At 64.3% G+C, this 20,586-nt stretch carries 19 protein-coding genes; 6 read left to right on the forward strand and 13 right to left on the reverse strand.

Annotation, left to right across the window (positions count from 1 at the left end):
• Window positions 1-166: 166 nt before the first annotated feature.
• Together CSZ94_RS00870 and CSZ94_RS00875 are read left to right on the forward strand one after the other, a co-directional pair.
• Complete coding sequence (locus CSZ94_RS00870; protein WP_102119750.1) at window positions 167-1,111, forward strand: DMT family transporter; 945 nt, start codon at window positions 167-169, stop codon at window positions 1,109-1,111.
• The gene (locus tag CSZ94_RS00875) at window positions 1,108-1,617 is read left to right on the forward strand and encodes a GNAT family N-acetyltransferase (protein ID WP_102119751.1); all 510 of its coding nucleotides are present in this window, start codon (window positions 1,108-1,110) and stop codon (window positions 1,615-1,617) included. The genes CSZ94_RS00870 and CSZ94_RS00875 overlap by 4 nt, the downstream gene beginning before the upstream one ends.
• A gap of 196 nt (window positions 1,618-1,813) precedes the next feature.
• On the opposite strand, the gene CSZ94_RS27840 is transcribed toward CSZ94_RS00875, so the two are convergent.
• Together CSZ94_RS27840 and CSZ94_RS00880 are read right to left on the reverse strand one after the other, a co-directional pair.
• Window positions 1,814-1,951: a hypothetical protein gene (locus tag CSZ94_RS27840; RefSeq protein ID WP_180977308.1), complete on the reverse strand. Its 138-nt coding sequence runs from the start codon at window positions 1,949-1,951 to the stop codon at window positions 1,814-1,816.
• Window positions 1,952-1,989: 38 nt separating this feature from the next.
• On the reverse strand, window positions 1,990-2,169 hold the full coding sequence (locus CSZ94_RS00880; protein ID WP_102119752.1) for a hypothetical protein: 180 nt from the start codon (window positions 2,167-2,169) through the stop codon (window positions 1,990-1,992).
• A 14-nt stretch (window positions 2,170-2,183) separates the two neighbouring features.
• On the opposite strand from CSZ94_RS00880, the gene CSZ94_RS00885 reads away from it, so the two are divergent.
• Window positions 2,184-2,363 (forward strand): hypothetical protein, encoded by a 180-nt coding sequence (locus CSZ94_RS00885; RefSeq protein WP_102119753.1) that lies wholly within the window; start codon window positions 2,184-2,186, stop codon window positions 2,361-2,363.
• Between the two features lie 5 nt (window positions 2,364-2,368).
• Here the strand turns inward: CSZ94_RS00885 and CSZ94_RS00890 are convergent, their stop codons facing one another.
• The 8 genes from CSZ94_RS00890 to CSZ94_RS00925 all read right to left on the reverse strand — a co-directional run bounded on the left by CSZ94_RS00890 (window position 2,369) and on the right by CSZ94_RS00925 (window position 12,940).
• Window positions 2,369-3,853, reverse strand: coding sequence for a glycine betaine ABC transporter substrate-binding protein (locus CSZ94_RS00890; RefSeq protein ID WP_374703551.1), 1,485 nt, complete (start codon window positions 3,851-3,853; stop codon window positions 2,369-2,371).
• Window positions 3,854-3,874: 21 nt separating this feature from the next.
• Window positions 3,875-5,101, reverse strand: coding sequence for an imidazolonepropionase (gene hutI, locus CSZ94_RS00895; protein WP_102119754.1), 1,227 nt, complete (start codon window positions 5,099-5,101; stop codon window positions 3,875-3,877).
• Window positions 5,102-5,114: 13 nt separating this feature from the next.
• Entirely contained in the window at window positions 5,115-5,690 is a 576-nt protein-coding gene (locus CSZ94_RS00900; RefSeq protein WP_102119755.1) for a HutD/Ves family protein, read from the reverse strand.
• Window positions 5,690-7,078, reverse strand: a complete 1,389-nt coding sequence (locus tag CSZ94_RS00905; protein WP_102119756.1) for a formimidoylglutamate deiminase — start codon at window positions 7,076-7,078, stop codon at window positions 5,690-5,692. The genes CSZ94_RS00900 and CSZ94_RS00905 overlap by 1 nt, the downstream gene beginning before the upstream one ends.
• Window positions 7,063-7,851 (reverse strand): N-formylglutamate deformylase, encoded by a 789-nt coding sequence (hutG, locus tag CSZ94_RS00910; RefSeq protein ID WP_102119757.1) that lies wholly within the window; start codon window positions 7,849-7,851, stop codon window positions 7,063-7,065. Before hutG ends, CSZ94_RS00905 begins: the two co-directional genes overlap by 16 nt.
• A gap of 20 nt (window positions 7,852-7,871) precedes the next feature.
• Complete coding sequence (gene hutH / locus CSZ94_RS00915; protein ID WP_102119758.1) at window positions 7,872-9,431, reverse strand: histidine ammonia-lyase; 1,560 nt, start codon at window positions 9,429-9,431, stop codon at window positions 7,872-7,874.
• 19 nt (window positions 9,432-9,450) lie between these two features.
• Window positions 9,451-11,154, reverse strand: a complete 1,704-nt coding sequence (gene hutU, locus CSZ94_RS00920; RefSeq protein WP_102119759.1) for a urocanate hydratase — start codon at window positions 11,152-11,154, stop codon at window positions 9,451-9,453.
• Window positions 11,155-11,260: 106 nt separating this feature from the next.
• A complete protein-coding gene (locus CSZ94_RS00925) occupies window positions 11,261-12,940 on the reverse strand; it encodes an amidohydrolase (protein WP_102119792.1) in 1,680 nt (559 codons plus the stop codon).
• A gap of 134 nt (window positions 12,941-13,074) precedes the next feature.
• Here CSZ94_RS00925 and CSZ94_RS00930 point away from each other — a divergent pair, with 134 nt between their 5' ends.
• Window positions 13,075-13,572, forward strand: a complete 498-nt coding sequence (locus CSZ94_RS00930) for a hypothetical protein (RefSeq protein WP_102119760.1) — start codon at window positions 13,075-13,077, stop codon at window positions 13,570-13,572.
• 365 nt (window positions 13,573-13,937) lie between these two features.
• Here CSZ94_RS00930 and CSZ94_RS28415 read toward each other — a convergent pair whose 3' ends face one another.
• The 3 genes from CSZ94_RS28415 to ada all read right to left on the reverse strand — a co-directional run bounded on the left by CSZ94_RS28415 (window position 13,938) and on the right by ada (window position 15,998).
• Complete coding sequence (locus CSZ94_RS28415) at window positions 13,938-14,102, reverse strand: hypothetical protein (protein ID WP_258000702.1); 165 nt, start codon at window positions 14,100-14,102, stop codon at window positions 13,938-13,940.
• 154 nt (window positions 14,103-14,256) lie between these two features.
• On the reverse strand, window positions 14,257-14,946 hold the full coding sequence (locus CSZ94_RS00935) for a 2OG-Fe(II) oxygenase (RefSeq protein ID WP_102119761.1): 690 nt from the start codon (window positions 14,944-14,946) through the stop codon (window positions 14,257-14,259).
• Complete coding sequence (ada, locus tag CSZ94_RS00940) at window positions 14,943-15,998, reverse strand: bifunctional DNA-binding transcriptional regulator/O6-methylguanine-DNA methyltransferase Ada (RefSeq protein WP_102119762.1); 1,056 nt, start codon at window positions 15,996-15,998, stop codon at window positions 14,943-14,945. The genes CSZ94_RS00935 and ada overlap by 4 nt, the downstream gene beginning before the upstream one ends.
• Before the next feature lie 180 nt (window positions 15,999-16,178).
• Between ada and hutC the strand changes: the two genes are divergently transcribed.
• On the forward strand, window positions 16,179-16,898 hold the full coding sequence (gene hutC, locus CSZ94_RS00945; protein WP_102119763.1) for a histidine utilization repressor: 720 nt from the start codon (window positions 16,179-16,181) through the stop codon (window positions 16,896-16,898).
• A 330-nt stretch (window positions 16,899-17,228) separates the two neighbouring features.
• A complete protein-coding gene (locus CSZ94_RS00950; RefSeq protein WP_102119793.1) occupies window positions 17,229-20,555 on the forward strand; it encodes a PAS domain-containing hybrid sensor histidine kinase/response regulator in 3,327 nt (1,108 codons plus the stop codon).
• Window positions 20,556-20,586 lie beyond the last annotated feature (31 nt).

Consider the following 20,586-nt stretch of genomic DNA (forward strand, 5'->3'; position numbering starts at 1 on the left):
ATGCAATTCAGAAAATATTTACTTAATAATAATGCAAATATTTTCATAAATTTAATATTTTCCAGAAGCACTGCGCTGGCTCAATGCCTGAGGGTAGCTTGCCGCGCATTTCGCTCATCCATTTGCCAAGCTCGACCGGGACGCGCTATGCCCGTATACTTGCGCGATGTCCTCTCCTCTCCTGTTCATCATTGCCTGCCTTATCTGGGGCTCCACCTTCTGGGCCATCACTTTGCAGCTGGGCGATGTCGCCCCCGCCGTTTCCGTGGTCTACCGCTTCGGCCTGGCTTCCGCCACCCTGTTTGCCTGGTGCACCTTGCGCGGCGACAACTTGCGCCTGCCCTGGCGCGCGCAAAAATGGATGTTGCTGCAAGGCTTGGCCTCGTTTTCCCTCAGCTATGTCTGCACCTACAGCTCGGAGCAATACCTGGTCTCGGCCCTCGTCAGCGTGCTGTTTGCACTGATGGTGTTCTGGACGCCCTTGCTCAACCGCATCGCCTTCGGCACGCCGATTACCTGGAGCACCTGCTGCGCGGCGTTTGTCGCCATCTGCGGCATCGTGCTGCTGTTTTACCAGTCCATCGGCGCGGCGCTGCACGATATTCTGGGCGGCGGCAATGGCCACTTTCTGCTCGGTTTCATGCTGGCCCTGGTGGCCACCATTTCCAGCACGGCCGGCAATGCCCTGGTCATGAAAGTGCGCGCACATTCGGGCAACGTGATGCTGACCATGGCCTGGACCATGCTGTGGGGTACCTTGATGGTGGCCGTCTGGGCCATCGCCACGGGCCAGTCCTGGCAATTGCCCACGCGCCCCAGTTACTGGATGGGATTGTTTTACCTGGCAATCTTCGGCTCGGTGATCGCCTTCAGCGCGTATTTCACTTTAATCGCCCGCATCGGCACGCAAAAGACCGTGTATATCGGCGTCGTCACGCCCGTCATTTCCGTGCTACTGTCGGTGCAGTTCGAACATTACCGGCCCGCCGCCGTCGAATGGGTGGGCATGTTGCTCTGCCTGTCCAGCGTAGCCTGGGCCCTGACGTCGGGCGCGCGCAAGACCGCTGCCGTCGCCTCCCTTTCCACCACTCCATCAGCAAAGGCAACATGAACACTTCCACCGCCACTCTCGCCATCCGTCCCGCCCAGGAAACCGACGTGGCCGCCATCTTTGGCATGATCCATGAACTGGCCGTGTTTGAAAAACTCGAACACATGATGATCGCCAAGGAATCCATGTTGCATGACAGCCTGTTCGGCCCCCATCCCGCATGCGAAGCGCTGATTGGCACGGAAAATGGCGAAGTGGTGACGTTCGCCCTGTTCTTCCACAATTTTTCCACCTTCCTGTGCCGCAAAGGGCTGTACCTGGAAGACCTGTACGTGAAGCAATCGGTGCGCGGCAATGGCTATGGCAAGCAGATGCTGGTAGCGCTGGCGCAACTGGCCGTCGAACGCGATTGCGGCCGCTTCGAATGGTCGGTGCTCGACTGGAATGAAAACGCGATCAATTTCTACAAGGGTATGGGCGCGGACGTGATGCCGGACTGGCGCATTTGCCGGCTTGCTGGCGATGCCTTGACGCAATTGTCGGCGGGCACGCCGAAACCGGCATAAACCATTTACCCAAAAAAATCCCCGCGGGCTAGCGGCACCGCGGGGTGAACCCATTGTCAAGTGGGAGGGGGAGAATGCAATCAACGGTTATCAATATAAACGCTACGACTGGTCACCGCGCCGACCTTTACATTTGCTTACCGGGCCTTACATTTTCCTTAAAGCTGTCGGCTAACTGTGCATCCTTAAGCACAGTTTATTTCCGTGGCGCAATCAATGTGCCGTGCAAACCGATATGTTGTTGCGTCACCCCACTGCCACCCTGCGCATTCTTATAGATTTGGTACACTGTGAGGCAGGCGATGCAGCCAGCAACCACGGCAAAAATGACCATGCGACGCTCCTTGAATATGCTAGAAGGTATCAGGGGGATCAAAGCCTGCGGCCGATGATGGCCAGGCAGGGAAGATTCAGTGTGGCATCTTCTGCTGGTGGGGCATTGCGCAATATCAAACGCGTCAAAGTGACGGCGCGCTGGCGTTTGATACGACGCAAAATGGCGGCAATGCGCTCACACACAATGAACGAATCAATGACCGAATCGTTACGCACATGGGAGCCACATCATGAATGTCTCTGCCAAACCGCTCGTCATGAAAATCTACCGCGCCTACCTGCGCTCCCGCCTGGAGCGCTACACGCGCGAATTGCAAGCCATCGCCGAACAGCGCGAGAACGACTTCCAGGCTGAACGCATCCTGCACCAGGCCGTCGTCTCGGTGCGCTCGAAACTGCACTCGCTGTGATGCCTTCAGCGCTGCCGGCCGGCCACGGCCCAGCGCTCCACCAGCTCGAACAAGCCTTGCGTCAGCAGGGCCAGCACGGCTGCGGGGATGGCACCGGCCAGCAGCATGTCGTTGTCGTTCAACGCCAGGCCGATGGTGATGCGTTCGCCGTAGCCGCCCGCGCCGATGAAGGCGGCGATGGTGGCCGTGCCCACGCTCATCACGGCCGCCGTTTTCACGCCTGCCAGCATGACGGGCAAGGCCAGCGGCAAGTCCACGTGCAGCAGGCGGTCGCGCCGGTTCAAGCCCAGCGCCAGCGCCGCCATGCGCAAGCCTTGCGGCACCTGCAAGATGCCCGTGCAGGTATTGCGCACGATGGGCAGCAGCGCGTACACGAATAGGGCCACCAGCGCCGGCACGGTGCCGATCATGCCCAGCACGGGGATCAAGATCGCCAGCAGGGCCAGCGACGGCACCGTCTGCAGCACGCCAACGAAGGCCAGCACCGTTTGCCGCAGCGGCGCCGAAAACGCCGCCAGTACGCCCAGCGGAATGCCGATCAGGCACGCCAGGGCCACCGACAGCAGCACCAGGGTCAGATGCTGGCGCGTCAGGGTCCACAGATCGTCGCCGATGATTTTATCCAGCAGATTGCTGCGCGCCGCCGGTTTATTCGCCTGCGTCCCCGAGGCCAGCCACTCCCGCGCCACGCCCGCAAAGCTCTTGCCATCGATTTCCACGGCCGCATTCATGGCGATCATGTCGCCCTCGCTGATGCGCCCCTGCAGCCCTTGCAACGCTTGCCAGGCGGCGGGGAAACGCTGTGGCACGTCGAGCCGGTACAGCAGCATGGCGTCGTAGCGGGGAAAATACTGCTGCGTGTCGGCCAGCACGCGCAAGCCGTACTGGCGGATCTTCGCATCCGTCGAATAAATGTCGATCACGTCCACCTGGCGCTGGGCCAGCGCTTCATAGGCGATGCCGTGATCGAGCCCGCGCGGGCGCTGCGGCAAGCCATAGCGCGCGGCCAGGCCCGGCCAGCCATCGACCCGGCCAATGAATTCATGCGACAAGCCAAACTTCAAGGCGGGATGCTGCGCCAGTTGCCCCAGGCTGGCAATGGTCTGTTCATCGCCGCGCATGGCCAGCGCATAGGTATTGTTAAAGCCCAAAGGCACGGCCACACCCAGGCCCAGCACCGCCAGCTCGCGCCGCATCTGTTCCAGATCAATCGGTTTGTCGTGCTTGAGGATTTCGCTGGCGATGGTGCCCATGTATTCGGCATACACGTCGATGCTGCCCGCCTGCAGCGCGGCGAGCACGATGGCCGTGTTGCCCAGGCCCTGGCGGTGCTCCGTTTGCACGTATGGCGCGGCGCTCTGCTTGACGATTTCGCCAAGAATATACGATTCCGTGAAACGCTTCGAGCCCACCTTCAAGGTGCCGCCGTCCAGGGCGTGCGCCGGCGCGGCGGCAAAAACAAGCAATAACAGCAGGTAGACTACACGCACGCGGCGCTCCAGGACGGATGATCAATCCGGCAAGCTTACCACCGGTGCGCGCCAGACACCGCCGTGTACCACGCCAGCGCACGGGTTCAGGCCCAGCGCATACGCCAGGTCGGCCGGACGCGCGATGCGCCACAGGGCGAAATCGGCGCGCTTGCCCACCACCAGGCTGCCCGTTTCATGCTGCAGGCCCAGCGCGCGCGCCGCATGGAGCGTGCAGCCGGCCAGCGCTTCTTGCGGCGTCAAACGCCACAGGGTGCACGCCATGTTCATCGCCAGCAGCAAGGACGTCATAGGCGAGGTGCCCGGGTTGCAATCGGTGGACACGGCCATCTGCACGCCGGCCGCGCGCAAAGCCGCCACCGGTGGCGGCTGCGTCTCGCGCAAAAAATAATACGCGCCCGGTAGCAGCACGGCCACCGTGCCATGTTCCGCCATGGCGGCGATGCCTTCTTCCGACAGAAATTCCAGATGGTCGGCCGACAGGCCAGCGTAGCGGGCGACCAGGGCCGCGCCGCCCAGGTCCGAGAGCTGCTCCGCATGCAGTTTCACGGGCAGGTTCAAGGCGCGCGCCGCCTCGAACACGCGCTGCGTTTGCGCTGGCGTAAAGCCGATGCGCTCGCAGAACGCGTCGACGGCGTCGACCAGGCCATCGCTGGCCAGCCGGGGCAGCATCTGCGCGCACAGCAGCTCGATATACGCATCGGGCTGGCCCGCATATTCGGGCGGCAGCGCATGCGCGCCCAGGAAGGTGGTGCGCACAGTGACCGGCAACTCTTGCCCGATGCGGCGTGCCACGCGCAGCATCTTCGCCTCGCTGTCCGCAGCCAGGCCGTAGCCGGACTTGATCTCCAGAGTGGTCACGCCCTCGGCCAGCAGCGCCAGCACGCGGGGCAGGCTTTGCCGCAGCAACTCGTCATCGCTGGCCGCGCGCGTGGCGCGCACGGTGGACATGATGCCGCCGCCGGCGCGGCTGATCTCTTCATAGCTGGCGCCATTCAGGCGCGCCTCGAATTCGTCGCTGCGGTTGCCCGCGTGGACGATATGCGTATGGCAGTCGATCAGGCCGGGCGTGAGCCAGCAGCCCTGGCCGTCGAGCAGGACTGCGCCGCTGGCCGCCAGCTCGTCGCCGGGGCCGAACCAGGCGATGCGGCCATCCTTGACGGCGATGGCCGCGTCCAGCAGCTCGCCGTAGCCGTGCTCCATGGTGGCCAGGTGGACGTTGTGGATGACCAGGTCCCAGTCTTGCATGGTGTTTTCCTTCCTAGATGAACAGGTCGACGCGGAACACGGCCGTGCGCTGCAAGGCCTCGAGCCGCCATTCCTGCGCATCGTCGGCGTCCAGCAGCAGGGCGTCATAGCGGGCCAGCGCGAACTGCTGGTCATCGCCACGCGCCAGCACGGCACCCTCGCCGGCGACAAACAGCAGGGTCGCCGCGCTGCGCCGCGCCAGCTTGCCCGGCGCCGTGATTTTTTCCAGCTGGTGGCGGCAGCGGTCGCGCCGCGTCATCACATTGAAATCCGTCGTCGGCCCCTTGACTTGCGCGGACACGGCCGCTTCGCCGGGAAACCACAGCATGGGCTGCGCTGCGCTCAAGACCACCGTGCGCGTGCCCTCAAACGTCAGCTGCAAGCCGTCGCCATCGACCAGCATCAGGCTGCGGTCGATGCCGGGAAAGCTGGAAAACGGACCGCTGGCCGTGATTGTCGCCAGGCTGATACGCCAGTCGAAGTCGTCGAAGCCGGCGCCCAGGGGAGCAATGGCGATTTCCGTCGTGCTGCCGCCGCCATTTTTCCACGGCGCGGCGCGCAGGTATTCATGCGGGATGAAGGTCGCCATCAGAGTGCCCTCAGCTGCGCCAGGGTGCGCTTGTAGGCGGTGGCGATGGCGTCCTGCGCCAGATGGCGCCCATCGCGCACCTGCCACTGGCCGCCACACAACACGTCGCGCACCAGCTTGTCGTTGCCGCAGAAGAGAAAACTGCCCAGCACATCGGCGATGGCCACGCCGCACAGGTTCACATGAGCGTCGTCGAGCACCAGCAAGTCGGCGCGGCAGCCCTGCGCCAGCGCGCCCAGCTTGCGCCCGGACGCCTGCGCGCCGCCCCGCAAGGCCGCCTGCCACAGGTAGTCGCCCACATGGCGTTCATCGGGTGTGGCGGCGACATTGCGCTGCTGGCGCTGCAAGCGCTGGCCGTATTCGAGCCAGCGCAATTCCTCGACGGGCGACTGCGATACATGGCTGTCGCTGCCGACGCCGAAGCGCCCGCCGGTGGCGATGAATTCGGCCAGCGGGAACAGGCCATCGCCCAGGTTCGCCTCCGTCGTCGGGCACAGTCCTGCCACGGCGCCGCTGGCAGCCATCAGCGCCACTTCGTCGGGCTGCACATGCGTGGCGTGCACGAGGCACCAGCGCGCGTCGACATCGACCTGATCGTACAGATACTGCACCGGGCGCCGGCCGCCGTAGTCAACACATTGGCGCACTTCGCCCTGCTGCTCGGCGATGTGAATGTGAATGGGGCGCCCTGCCGGCAGCGTTTGCGCCACTGCGCGGATCTGCGCCACACTGGCCGCGCGCAGCGAATGGGGCGCGAAGCCTACCTCCACCTGCCCGCCGCGCTGCGGCGCCAGCGCCTCGATGATGCGCAAGACCTCATCCGCATCGGTGCGGAAGCGCGCCTGCTCGGCTTTCAAGGGCTGTTCGCCAAAGCCCGCATGACTGTACAGCACGGGCAACATCGTCATGCCGATGCCGCTGATGCGCGCTGCGGCCAGCACCCGTTCAGCCGTCTCGGCGGGGCGCGCATACAGCGCGCCAGCCGCATCGCGCTGCAGATAATGAAATTCGCACACGGCCGTGTAACCATGGCGCAGGCATTCGGCAAACAGCTGCGCGGCGATGCTTTGCATCTGTTCCGGCGTGATGTGGCGCGCGAAGCGGTACATCAGGTCGCGCCAGGTCCAGAAACTATCCGCTACATGATTAACCTCGTCCCCAGCGACTTCCGTCATGCCGCCCAGCGCCCGCTGGAAGGCATGCGAATGCAGGTTGACCATGCCGGGCAAGACATATTCGGCCACTTCCACGCCGTTCGGCGGCGCAGCATTGTCGGTCACCGCCGTCAAATCGCCGGCCGCGTCCCATTCCAGCAGCACGTCGCGGCGCCAGCCTTGCGGCAGCAGCACGTGGCGCGCAAACAAACAGCCGCTCAACGCGCCACCCACGCCACGGCCGCTTCCATCATCTGGCGCAGCAGCGGCTGCACTTGCGCGGCCAGGTCCGGCCGATAGCCGAACGGCATCGCTTCATCCATGTACAGGCACTGACACATCTCCAGCTGGATCGCATGCACGCGGCCCTCCGGCTGGCCGTAATGGCGGGTGATATGCCCTCCCTTGAAGCGGCCATTCAGCGCCACGCTAAAGTGATCCTGCGCGCGCGCGATATCGACCACGGCGGACGTCATGCCTGCATCGCAGCTGGCGCCATCGGCCGTGCCGAAGTTCAGGTCGGGCAGCTTGCCGTCAAAGAAGCGCGGCACATGCGAGGCAATGGAATGGGCATCCCACAGCACCACCGCGCCATGCACGCGCAGCAGCCGGTCCAGTTCCGCGCGCAGTTGCCGGTGGTATGGCGCCCAGTAGCGCTGCAACCGGCGCTGTACGTCAGCCGCATCGGGTTCCTTGCCGGCCAGGTACAGCGGCTCGCGGTGGAAGGTATCGTTGGGCAGCAAGCCCGTCGTATCCTGGCCCGGATACAGATTCGTGTCTTCCTGCGGGCGGTTCAAGTCGATGGTATAGCGCGACCAGCGCGCCGACAGCACGGACGCATCCATCTCCTGCAAAAAGCCATACAGCTCGCGCAAATGCCAGTCCGTATCGGCCTTGATCAAGGCCTGCGGCGTCATGCGCGCGGCGATATCGTCCGGTATGTCGGTGCCCACGTGGGGCATCGATACCAGCAGCGGGATGCTGCCTTCGTTGAAGCGGAAATCCATGCTTGTCTCCTTGCGCCTGCTCAAGCGTACAGCGGGGCGAACAAATTCTTGCAGGTGCTGCTCAACTCTCCGCGCAAGACCATTTGCTTGGCCGCCTCAATGTCCGGCGCAAAGAAGCGGTCGGCGTCAAAGAACGGCACTTTCTGGCGCAGCTGGTGGTGTACATGTTCCAGGTGCGGCGAGGTTTTCAGAGGGCGATGGAAATCGATGCCCTGCGCGGCGGCCAGCAGCTCGATGCCGACGATGACGGCCGTGTTGTGCGCCATGTCGTCCAGGCGACGCCCGGCGAACGTAGCCATGCTCACATGGTCTTCCTGGTTGGCCGACGTGGGCAGGCTGTCGACGCTGGCCGGATGCGCGAGCGACTTGTTCTCCGACGCCAGCGCGGCAGCCGTCACGTGGGCGATCATGAAGCCGGAATTGACGCCCGGATCGCGCACGAGGAAGGGCGGCAAGCCGGACAGCGTGGCGTCGATCAGCAGCGCGATGCGGCGCTCGGCCAGCGCGCCGATTTCAGCGATCGCCAGCGCCAGGGTGTCGGCGGCAAAGGCCACCGGCTCGGCATGGAAATTGCCGCCCGAAACGATCTCCGCCTGCCCGTTGGGACCATCCTGGAAGATCAGCGGGTTATCCGTGACGGCATTGGCTTCGATCAGCAGGGTACGACCCACATTGCCGATCAGGTCGAGGCAGGCGCCCATGACTTGCGGCTGGCAGCGCAGGCTGTACGGGTCCTGCACGCGCTCGTCGCCTTCCAGATGCGAAGCGCGGATGGCGCTGTTGGCCACCAGCTGGCGATACATCTGCGCGGCCAGGATTTGCCCCGGCTGTCCGCGTACGGCATGCACGCGCGCGTCGAACGGCGCATCGCTGCCTTTGGCCGCGTCGAGCGACAGCGCGCCCGTGACCATGGCCGCTTCCAGCAGGCGTTCAGCCATGAAAAGGCCATGCAGCGTCAGCGCGTTCGACACTTGCGTGCCGTTGATCAGCGCCAGGCCCTCTTTCGCCGCCAGCACCACGGGCGCGATGCCCGCCTGCGCCAGCGCCTCGGGGGCCGGCATCAATTCGCCGTTAACGCGCACGTCGCCCACGCCCAGCATGGCCAGGGTCATGTGCGACAGGGGTGCCAGGTCGCCCGAAGCGCCGACGGAGCCCTTGGCGGGAATGGCCGGCATGATGCCTGCGTTGTACAGGGCAATCAGGGTATCGACGATCAGCGGGCGCACGCCGGAAAAGCCTCGCGCCAGGCTGCCGATCTTCATCAGCATGATCAGGCGCACGACGGCGTCCGACAGCAGTTCTCCCGTGCCGACGGAATGCGACAGGATCAGGTTGCGCTGCAATTGCTCCAGCTTTTCATCGGGGATGCGCGTCTTGGCCAGCAGGCCGAAGCCCGTGTTGATGCCATAGGCCGCATCGCCCTTGGCGACGATGGCTTGCACGGCGGCGGCCGACGCCTCGATGACGGGATAGGCCTCGGCGGCGAGGATCAGTTTCACGGGCGCGGCCCAGACGGCGCGCAGGACGCCCAGGGTCATCGCGCCGGGTGTTAAGGTCCAACTTTTGGAGTGCTGTGTCATAGTCATTCGAGTCTAGGTCTCAAGGAAGCATGGGAAGAATCAGGCCGTTGCGCTTGGCGCAGGCGGCCGCTGTTTCGTAGCCGGCATCGGCATGGCGCATCACGCCGGAACCGCTGTCGTTGACCAGCACCCTGGCCAGGCGTTTCGCTGCGCTTGCCGTGCCATCGGCCACGATAACCATGCCCGCATGCTGAGAATACCCCATTCCCACGCCGCCGCCATGGTGCAGCGAGACCCAGGTGGCACCGCCGGCCGTGTTCAGCATGGCGTTCAGCAGCGGCCAGTCGGAAACGGCGTCCGTGCCATCCTTCATGCTTTCCGTCTCGCGGTTAGGGCTGGCGACGGAACCCGTATCGAGGTGGTCGCGGCCGATGACGATGGGCGCCTTCAGCTCCCCCGTGCGCACCATTTCGTTGAAGGCCAGGCCGGCGATGTGGCGCTCGCCCAGTCCCAGCCAGCAGATGCGCGCCGGCAGGCCCTGGAAGGCGATGCGCTCGCGCGCCATGTCCAGCCAGTGGTGTACCTGCGTGTGCTGCGGGAACAGCTGCTTGATCTTCGCATCCGTTTTATAAATATCTTCCGGGTCGCCCGACAGGGCCACCCAGCGGAACGGTCCCCGTCCTTCGCAAAATTGCGGGCGGATGTAAGCGGGCACGAAACCGGGGAAGTCGAAGGCATTCTGCACGCCTTGGTCGAACGCCACCTGGCGGATGTTGTTGCCGTAATCGACGGTGTGCACGCCCATGGCGTGGAAGTCGAGCATGGCTTGCACGTGGGCGGCGCAGGAATCGGCGGCCGCCACCGTCAGGCGCGCATGGCGCTGCGGGTCCTGCTGCGCCGCCTTCCAGTCCGACACGCTCCAGCCGCGCGGCAGGTAGCCGTTGACCAGGTCATGCGCGGACGTCTGGTCCGTCACCAGATCCGGCAGCATGCCGCCCGCTTTCGCGCGGCGCACCAGTTCCGGCAGCACTTCGGCCGCGTTGCCCAGCAGGCCAATGGAAATGGCTTCCTTGCGCTCCGTATGGTATTTGACCAGTTCCAGGGCTTCGTCCAGGCTGGCCGCCTGCTTGTCCAGATAGCGCGTACGCAAACGGAAGTCGATGCTGCTTTGCTGGCATTCGATATTGAGCGAGACGGCGCCCGCCATGGTGGCGGCCAGCGGCTGCGCGCCGCCCATGCCGCCCAGGCCCGCCGTCAGAATCCAACGCCCGCCCCAATCGCCGCCGAAATGCTGGCGGCCCGCTTCGGCGAAGGTTTCATACGTGCCCTGCACGATGCCCTGCGTGCCGATGTAGATCCAGCTGCCGGCCGTCATCTGGCCGTACATGAACAGGCCTTGCCGATCGAGTTCGTTGAAGTGTTCCCAGTTGGCCCATTTCGGCACCAGGTTGGAGTTCGCGATCAGCACGCGCGGCGCATCCGCGTGCGTCTGGAATACGCCCACCGGCTTGCCGGACTGGATCAGCAAGGTCTGGTCGTCTTCCAGCTCGCGCAGCGAGGCGAGTATCTGGTCGAAACAGGCCCAGTTGCGGGCGGCGCGGCCGATGCCGCCGTAGACGACCAGATGCTGCGGATTTTCCGCCACTTCCGGGTCCAGGTTATTTTGTAACATGCGGTACGCCGCCTCGGCCTGCCAACTCTTGCAAGCCATGACCGTGCCGCGCGGGGCGCGGATGGTACGGCTGGCATCAAAGCGTGGATCGGTGTCCATTGTGCTGTTCATGCTGTCTCCTCGTAGGGTGCGAACGGGCATGCGTGACCCGCTCCTGTACTCCCAGCATAGGTTGTCTATACAACCAAGTCAACAGGTTTTTGCAGCCGTCCAGCGCCTATTTTTTCTCGAACACGCGCTTGCCCGCCACCCACGTCTGCAGCACCTGCGTCTTGCCGATGGCGGTCGGCGCCACCTTGAACAGGTCCTGGTCGACGACGATGAAGTCCGCCCATTTGCCCGCTTCCAAGGTGCCGATGACTTTTTCCTGGTGCGCCGCCCAGGCCGCGTCGAGAGTGAAGCAGCGCAGCGCCTGCGTCACCGTCATGGCTTGCTGCGGATACCAGCCACCTGCCGGGAATCCCTCGCTGTTCTGCCTTGTGACGGCCGCGTGGATGCCCTCGAACGGGTTCGGCGACTCGATGGGGAAATCGGAACCGCAGGCGATGCGCGAGCCCTGCTTGAGGAAGGTGCGCCACGCATACGCGCCCTTGATGCGCTCGTGGCCCACGCGCTGCTCCGCCATGTTCTGGTCGGACGTGGCGTGCGTGGGCTGCATCGACGGCACGATGCCCAGCGCCTTGAAGCGGGGGATGTCGCTCAATTGCACCACCTGCGCATGTTCCATGCGGTGGCGCAGGCCCACGCTGCGGTATTGCGCGATCAAGGCCTGGTAACCGTCGAGGATTTGATGGTTGCCCGCGTCGCCGATGGCGTGCACGCTCACCTGGTAGCCGGCGCGCATGGCTTTTGCCATCTTCGCGCGCATGGCATCATCCTTGAAGAACAGCAGGCCGCGGGTAGAAGGATCGTCGCTGTAGGGCGCCAGCAGGGCCGCACCGCGGCTGCCCAAGGCGCCGTCGGACAGCAGTTTGACGGCGCGCAAGGCGTACATGTCGCGCGCATAGCTGTTCAAAGGACCGTTTTTCGACAGCGCGTCAAAATCTTCCGTGGTGTCGGCAATCATGCCGTACACGCGCACCCTCAGCTTGCCCTGGTCTGCATAATCGCGAAACAGCCGGTCCTGCATCTGGCCGATGCCCGCATCGTGCACGCTGGTCAGGCCCACCTGCGACAATTGCGCCAGCGCGCCATCGAGGGCGGCGCGGTTTTCCACGTCGCCCGGCTTGGGTAGCACGGCATCCATCAAGTCCATGGCGTTATCGACCAGCACACCGGTGGCATTGCCGTCCGCGTCGCGTTCGATCTTGCCGCCTGCCGGATCTGGCGTGGCGCGCGTGATGCCGGCCAGCGCCAGCGCCCGGCTGTTGGCCCAGCCCGCGTGGCCATCGACGCGGCGCAGCCACACGGGCCGCGCGCTTTCCGCCGCATCGAGTTCTGCGGCCGTGGGAAAGCGCCCGAGTTTCCAGATTTCCTGGTTCCAGCCATTGCCGACGACCCAGCTGCGCTGCGGATGCGCGCGGGCGAAGTCGCCCACGGCTTGCACGGCGGCCGGCAGCGACGACGAACCGTACAGCATCACGCCGCTGGCAATCGTCCCCAGGCCAAACACGTGGCCGTGCGCGTCGATCAGGCCCGGCAACACGGTTTTTCCCTGCACGTCGACATGTTTGGCGTCCTTGGCCGCCTTGCGCTTCACCTGCGCGGCGCTGCCAACGGCAAGCAGCTTGCCAGCGTCGTCAAAGGCCAGCGCCGTGAAGCGGACTACCTTGCCGTGGGCGTCGAGCGTGTAGCCGTTGGCATTGTCGATGAGCGTGTCGGCACGGGCATGGGCGTGGGCCAAGGAGCCCAGGCAGGCGAGAACAAGCAGGGTGCGGCGCATTGGCAGGGTCGGCATTTCCATCTCCAGGTCTTGAATGAATAGACGAGTGTATAGAAATTGGCAAAATGGTCAAAGCGCGCAGCCCTTGTGCCCAGTCAATACCTCCCCGCCGCCGCTGGCCTACGCTGGCGTTTTATCGCGGAGTATCCATGGCCAGGCAACATGTCATCAGCACCACCGCGTGCGACGTGTTCTTCAAGCGCGTGGCGCCCCAGAATAAAAGCCTGGGCGCGCGCTTCGACAGCATGATCGTCACCTTCAGCGCCGACGGCCAGCCCGTCCTAGGCTCCACCCTGCGCGACGCGAAAAGTGGCTGCGAACTGCACCGCCTGGCCGGTCAGCCCGACGAATGCTGGTGCTGCGGCTACGACGAGCAGTTGGAATTCGTCTCGCAAAACCAGGTGCCGCTGGCGCACGCCGACTACCGGCTCACCTTGAGCAATGGCGAAACGTGGACGGGGACGACGGATGCCAGGGGGCGCACGGGGCGCGTGGCCAGCAAGTGGGAGGAACAAATTACCCAGGCCGAATTCCTGCCGCAAGCGGATAAATCGCCATGCTGCACCGCCGCGCAAAAACACGCTGCGCCTGCCGCCAAGGTCGTCCAGCTCGATGGCATCAAGACGACCGACAAGGACGTCGGTTGATGAGCATGAATGCCGCGGCGTGGTCGCGCATGGGTCCTACCGCCGTCATTATGGAAGCGGGCCTTCCCTGCTTCAAGATTTCCAAGGAAGAGGAACGGTCAAGGGGGCCTGTCAGTCTGAAGATGTTAACGATCAGCAAATCCGAGCAGAATGGCTGAAACAATGTATGGACGCTCATGTTTCCCAAGGCCTCGTTTGACGATCCCACCTATCGGCTGCCAAACAGGGGATGCGTGCGCTACGGCAAGGCTCCCGAGGGGGCGAGAGCAGTGATGCCGCGCCGCTGGTGGCGGGAAAAGTGTATGGCGTATCCTTCCTGGGAAGGCCGCTACCCGCGTCCGATCCCACTTCGCGCTTCTTTCGGCTCATCGATGTAGTGCGGCGAAGTAAATTTGCACGTCGAATTCGTTGAAAACGTCGAGGATGTTCTGGTGCAAGCGGTTCAGCACTTCCTCGCCCAGGCCCGTGCGCAAACGCGTCTCGAACATGCCCACATCGGCCACCGTGCCCTCGCAATCGCCCACGCGCACATATTCGCCCTTGCGCAGGGCGCGCGTATGAGGATCAGGCCGCTGGCACCCTGACACAGCAGGCGGAACAACGCGGACATGGCAGAAATGAAAGAGTGACAAGAAAAGCCATCATGCCATGTAATCCTGGAAACTCAAGCGTCGCAGCTACTCTTCAGCTCGCATCGTGAAAAATGATGCCCAGGGTGTGGCGCAAGCCAGAACGCAGGCGCGACACGCCGTGGCGCATGTTGACGCGGTAGCTGCCGCGCGTGCCGTTGACGGGGCGCTGCGCGACGGGAAAGATGACGGCGTCGCCCTGCATCAACGGCACGACTTCGGCGCGCGACTGCATGCGCGGGCGCTGCTGCGTCAGCACAAACTCGCCGCCCGTAAAATCGTCTTGCGGGCGCGACAGCAGCACGGCCAGTTGCAGCGGAAACACGTGCTCGCCATACAAGTCCTGGTGCAGGCAATTGTAATCGCCCTCGCGGTAGCGCAAGAGCAAGGGCGTGGGCCGCGTCTGCCCGGCGGCATGGCAGCGCGCCAGGAAATCCCCGTGCGCCACAGGAAAGCGGCTGTCGATGCCCATGCTGGCGTGCCAGCGGTTGGCGATGAGCGCCAGCGGCGGATACAGTTCCGCGCGCAAAGCCGCCACCGGCTCGGGTAGCGGATGCGCCCAATACTGGTACTCGCCCTGGCCAAAACCATGGCGCTGCATCACCACCTTGCTGCGAAAGCGCGACGCGTCGTCATACTGCGCCGCCAGCGCCGCGCAGGCGCCAGCATCGAGCAAGCCTGGCACGACGGCGCAACCATACTGATTCAGCTCAGCCTCGATCTGCTGCCAGTCCAGCGCCCTCACCGTTCGCCCTCGCGCTCGAGCAGCGCCTGTTTGCGTTCCACGCCCCAGCGGTAGCCGGACAAGGCGCCATCGTTGCGCACCACGCGATGGCAGGGGATGGCGACAGCCAGGGCATTGGCGGCGCAGGCGCCCGCCACGGCGCGCGCGCCTTGCGGCGCACCGATGCGCCGCGCCAGCTCGGCATAGCTGACCGTACTGCCGGCAGGAATCTCGCGCAAGGCTTGCCATACGCGCTGCTGGAACACGGTGCCGCGCACATCGAGCGGCAAATCCAGGCCGATAGCGGGTGCCTCGACCAGGCCCACCACCTGCGCCACCGTCTGTTCGTACTCGGCTTCCGCGCCGCGCAGTTCGGCTTGCGGAAAACGGTCTTGCAAGTCGCGCAGCAGCACTTCCGGGTCGTCATCGATCAAAATGGCGCAAATGCCCTTGTCCGTGCTAGCCACCAGGATGGCGCCCAGCGAACAGGCGCCGATGGCGAAACGGATCACGGCGCCGCTGCCGCCGTCGCGAAACGCACCCGGCGTCATGCCCAGCAAGCCCGGCGTGGCGGCGTACAGGCGGCCGCTGGAATTGAAACCGGCCGCGTACAGGGTTTCGGTGACGTTCGCCGCGCCCTGCAAGCCGGCCTTCAGGCGCTCGCCGCGCCGCGCCGCCGCATAGGCTTTCGGCGTGATGCCCGTGTGCACCTTGAAGACGCGGTGAAAGTGAAAGCGGCTCATGCCGGCGGCCCTGGCAAGGCTGTCCAGGTCGGGCAACGCGTCGCTGGCATCGATCAAACGGCAGATATCGGCCACGATGGCCGCCTGGCGCTGGGCCAGTGGCGGCAAGTTGGGTTTGCAGCGCAGGCAGGGACGAAAACCGGCCGCCTCCGCCTGTTCGCAACTGGCGTGGAAGGCCACGTTGCGGCGCAGGGCGGGGCGCGCGGCGCAGGAAGGCCGGCAATACACGCCCGTCGTGCGCACCGAGTAATAAAAAACGCCGTCGGCGTCGGGCGCGCGCCGCTGCAGGGCATCCCAGCGTTCATCGTCAGTCAGGTAAGCGTGTTCCATGGCGAACTCCGTGCAGGTCTATAGTAAGTCACTAGCATAGCCAGCGCCAAAGCGCGCCACACTCCGGCGCTTGCTTTTGAATTCAAAAAAGGCTGGCGGCAGGCATCGTGCTCGGTGCTAAAATCGGCCATCGCGCCTCCAGCCGGCGGCGCGCCCTGCCCGTGCCCCGGAGAAACCGCATTGGACGATCATACTACCCAGGAAAATACGCCCATTTTCCAGCGCATCAAGGATTTTCTGCTGGCCGGCATCGCTGCCGGACGCTGGAAGGAAGGCGACGTGATTCCCTCCGAGCAAGCGTTGGTGAAACAATTCGGCGTCTCGCGCATGACGGTCAACCGCGCCGTGCGCGAACTGACCAGCGAGCAGGTGCTGACGCGGCGCCAGGGTTCCGGCACCTATGTGGCGCAGCAAAAATACCAGGCGACCTTGTTGGAAATCAAGAGTATCGCCGATGAAGTGCGCGCGCGCGGACATATCCACCGTAGCAGCTTGCAATTATTGGAACGCACCAAGGCATCCGATTTGCTGGCCAAGCAATTCGTCTTGCCGCCGGAACACCCGCTGTTTCATTCGCTGATCGTGCATTTTGAAAACGGCGTGCCGATCCAGGTGGAAGACCGCTGGGTCAATCCCGAGTGCGCGCCCGACTACATGACGCAGGATTTTTCCAGCATCACGCCGAACGAATACCTGATGGCTGCCGCCCCCTTGCAAGGCGCCACCTACAGCATCGAAGCGCTGTCGGCGCCGCGCGACATTGCCGAAATGCTGGCCATCGACACGAAACAGGCTTGCCTGGTGCTGCGCCGCCAGACGCGCTCGGGCGGCAAGATCGCCTCGATCGCCACCATGTGGCATCCCGGTCACCGCTATCAGTTTGCAGGCAGTTTCGCCTAAGTTCATCGCCACGATTCATTAGCACGATTTTGCGCCAACTTTCTCACGAATTCTCACCAAATCGCAAAAAAAACAGCCATGCCGGGGCAAAAAAAATCCCGTTCTGGCTGTTTCAGAACTTAAATACTCCGACTAAATATTCGATGCTATAGTTGCCGCCAGAAAGCGCCGCAGGCGTTTATTTAAACGCGTCCCATGCACTGCCAGCCCAGTCCAATCACGCCCCAGAAAGGGATGCATTTGTCGTATTGCAGCCACACGAGTTTCAGCGCACCACGCCGACGGCGCCCTGCGCTGCGCCGGCTCGCTCGTACGATGCTGGCGGCAGGCATGGCACTCACGCTGCCGGTGCAGGCGGCGGCACACGGCATGGCGCCGGCACTGCTGTGGCCGTACGCTGCCGCCAGCGCCACCGCCCTGGCGGGACTGGCTTGCTGGCAAGCCTGGCGGCTGCGGCAACAGTTGCGCCGCCTGCTACTGCCCGCCCAAGCCCTGGCCGAACAGGATGCGGGGCAAGCCTTGCGCGGTGCCGCCCTGGCTGGCTGGACCTGGCGGCGCCAGTCCGACCGGCTGCAGTTCGCGTCCCAGTACCAGGACGTGCTGGGCGACACGAACGCCAGGCTCGACCATACACTGTCCGACTGGCTGGCCGAAGTGCACCGGGATGACCGCGCACGCCTGAGTCTTGCATTTCGCCAGCAGTTGGACGGCCAGGCGCCCGGCACCTTCAATTGCGAATTCCGTTTGCGCCACAGCGACGGCCACTGGCGCTGGCTGCTGGCACGCGGCGCCGTGCTGTCGCGCGCCTCGGATGGCGCCGCCACGCAGGCCAGCGGCATCGTCTGCGATATCAGCGAACGCAAGCAGGACGAGCAATCGCGCATGCGTTTGATGCTGGAAGCGGCTCCCGAAGCCATGCTGGTGGCCGATGTCGAGGGCAAGGTGCATTACGCGAACCAGATCGGCGCGCGCTGCTTCGGCTATCCGCTGGCCGAATTGACGGGCATGTCGCTGGAGCAACTGGTACCGGAAAGCACGTCCAACCACTCCGTGGGCGACCCGCAAGCGCGGCACAGCCTGCCGGGCCGGGTGATGACGGCGCGCCGCCGCGACGGTACGCACTTCCCCGCCAAGGTCAGCCTGTCGCCGCTGCGCATGGCCGGACAAGTATTTTCCATCGTCTCGCTGCGCGACATGACGCAGCGCCAGCGCGCCGAAGAAGCCTTGCACGCCAGTTCGGAACGCTACCGCCTGATCGTGCAGACGGCCGCCGAAGGCATCTGGATGACGGATGCGGATGGCAAAACCACCTTCGTCAACCCGAAAATGGCGCACATGCTGGGCTACACGGTGCAGGAAATGCTGAACCGTCCCATGCTCGACTTCATGTACCGCGACAGCCAGTTGCTGATGCAGCGCCGCCTGGCCAGCCACGGCAGCGTCGCCAGCCAGCCGGACCAGGTCGACTTCCGCTTCTTCCGCAAGGACTTGTCCAGTCTGTGGGGCTTGCTGTCGAGCACCAGTATCCAATCGGAGAATGGCGAGCCGGGCGGCACGCTGGCCATGATTACCGACATCACGGAACGGCGCCAGGCGTCGATCGCGCTGTCGAATTCCAGCCAGCGCATGGCCTCCGTCTTCGGCGCCGTCACCAACGGCCTGGTGGTGCAGGACAGCCATGGGCATATCCTGGAAAGCAATGCGGCCGCCGAGCGCATGCTGGCAGCCAGTCCGGCCAGTCAGGCCAGCCTGTGGCAAGCCATCCGCGAAGACGGTTCCGCCTTCGACCAGCGCAGCCATCCCGTGCACATCACCCTGTCGACGGGTGTCGCCATGCGCGACGTGCTGATGGGCGTGCAGCAGCCCGACGGCAGCCTGTCGTGGCTATCCGTGAATACCGAGGCCATCCGCGATGAATACGGCAAGGTCGGCATGGTGGTGGCCAGCCTGACGGACATCACTTATCACAAGCGCAGCGAGGGCGCCTTGCGCGAACTCAATGAACATCTGGAAGAGCGCGTGGCGCAGCGCACGGAGCAGCTGGACCAGGCCAAGCAAGTGGCCGAAGAAGCCAGCCTGGCGAAGGGCCAATTCCTGGCCAATATGAGCCATGAAATCCGCACACCGATGAATGGCGTGATCGGCATGGCGTATCTGGCCCTGAAGACGGACCTGGAACCGCGCCAGCGCGATTACCTGGAAAAAATCCGCTTTGCCGGCGAGCACCTGCTGGGCATCATCGACGACATCCTCGACATCTCGAAAATCGAGGCGGGCAAGCTGGAAATCGAGCGCGTCAACTTCAGTTTCGACCACGTGGTGCAAACCCTGATGACGGTGGTGGCACCGCGCGCCGCCGGCAAGAACCTGGAACTGCTGTTCGAGATCGACCCGCAATTGCCGGCCGTGCTGGTGGGCGACCCGCTGCGCCTGGGACAAGTGCTGATCAACTACGCCAATAACGCCATCAAGTTCAGCGAACAGGGCAGCATTACCGTGAAAGTGCGCAGGGTGGTGCCGGACGCCAAACACTGTCTGGTGCGCTTCGAAGTGTGCGACCACGGCATCGGCCTGTCGCAGGATGAAATGAGTAAACTCTTCCAGTCCTTCCAGCAAGCCGACACCTCCACCACGCGCGAATATGGCGGCACGGGCCTGGGCCTGGCCATCTGCAAGCAACTGGCACAACTGATGGGCGGCGACGTCGGCGTCGACAGCCGTCCCGGCGCCGGCAGCACCTTCTGGTTCACGGCCAACCTGGGCATTTCCGACCAGGCGGCGCCGGCCATGCTCGACAGCATGGCGCAGACGGCAGCGGCCATGCGCGCCAGCGCCGACGCGGCCCTGGTGCTGCGCACGCTCAAGCATGCACGCATCCTGCTGGTGGAAGACAACACCTTCAACCAGCAGGTGGCGCTGGAATTGCTGGAAGAAGCGGGCGCCTCCGTCTGCCTGGCCAACAATGGCGAAGAGGCGCTCGACCTGCTGCGCCAGACGCAGTTCGACTGCGTGCTGATGGACGTGCAGATGCCGCTGATGGATGGTTTGCAGGCGACGCGCCACATCCGCGCCGACCCGCAGCTGGCGCATCTGCGCGTGCTGGCCATGACGGCCACGGCCACCAGCGAAGACCGCGTGCGCTGCCTGGAGGCGGGCATGGACGATTTCATTTCCAAACCCATCCAGCCGGCCATGATGTACCAGACCATCGCCAGCTGGCTGCCGGCGCGCGAGATGCCACCACCACCGGCGCGCAGCCGCGCCGCCCCCGCCTTCAAGACCACCCTGGCGGGCGACCCGCAGGTGATCGACCTGTCCATCCTGGCCAAGTTGCTGGGCTACAACCCGGAAAAAGTGCGCAAATTCGCCTTCAAGTTCCTGCAGACCACGCAGGAAGGCTTTGGCGACATGGACGCGGCCCTGGCGCGCGGCGACGTGCACCAGGTGCGCGAACTGGGGCACCGCATCAAGTCGTCGGCGCGCACCGTGGGGGCCTTGGGGCTGGCCGAGCTGTGCCACAACCTGGAAACCCTGACACCGGGCGAACCGACCGACGAGGCAGAGCGGGCAAGGCGCATCGTGGCGCGCCTGTGGCCCCTGCTGGAACAGATTACCGAACAAATCATGAATAACACCAGCTTTGCCAATGACGATTAGCTACCGCCAGGACGTTACGGCAAGGTATCGG

It is taken from the genome of Janthinobacterium sp. ROICE36, assembly GCF_002869965.1.
Taxonomy (GTDB): Bacteria; Pseudomonadota; Gammaproteobacteria; order Burkholderiales; family Burkholderiaceae_D; genus Janthinobacterium.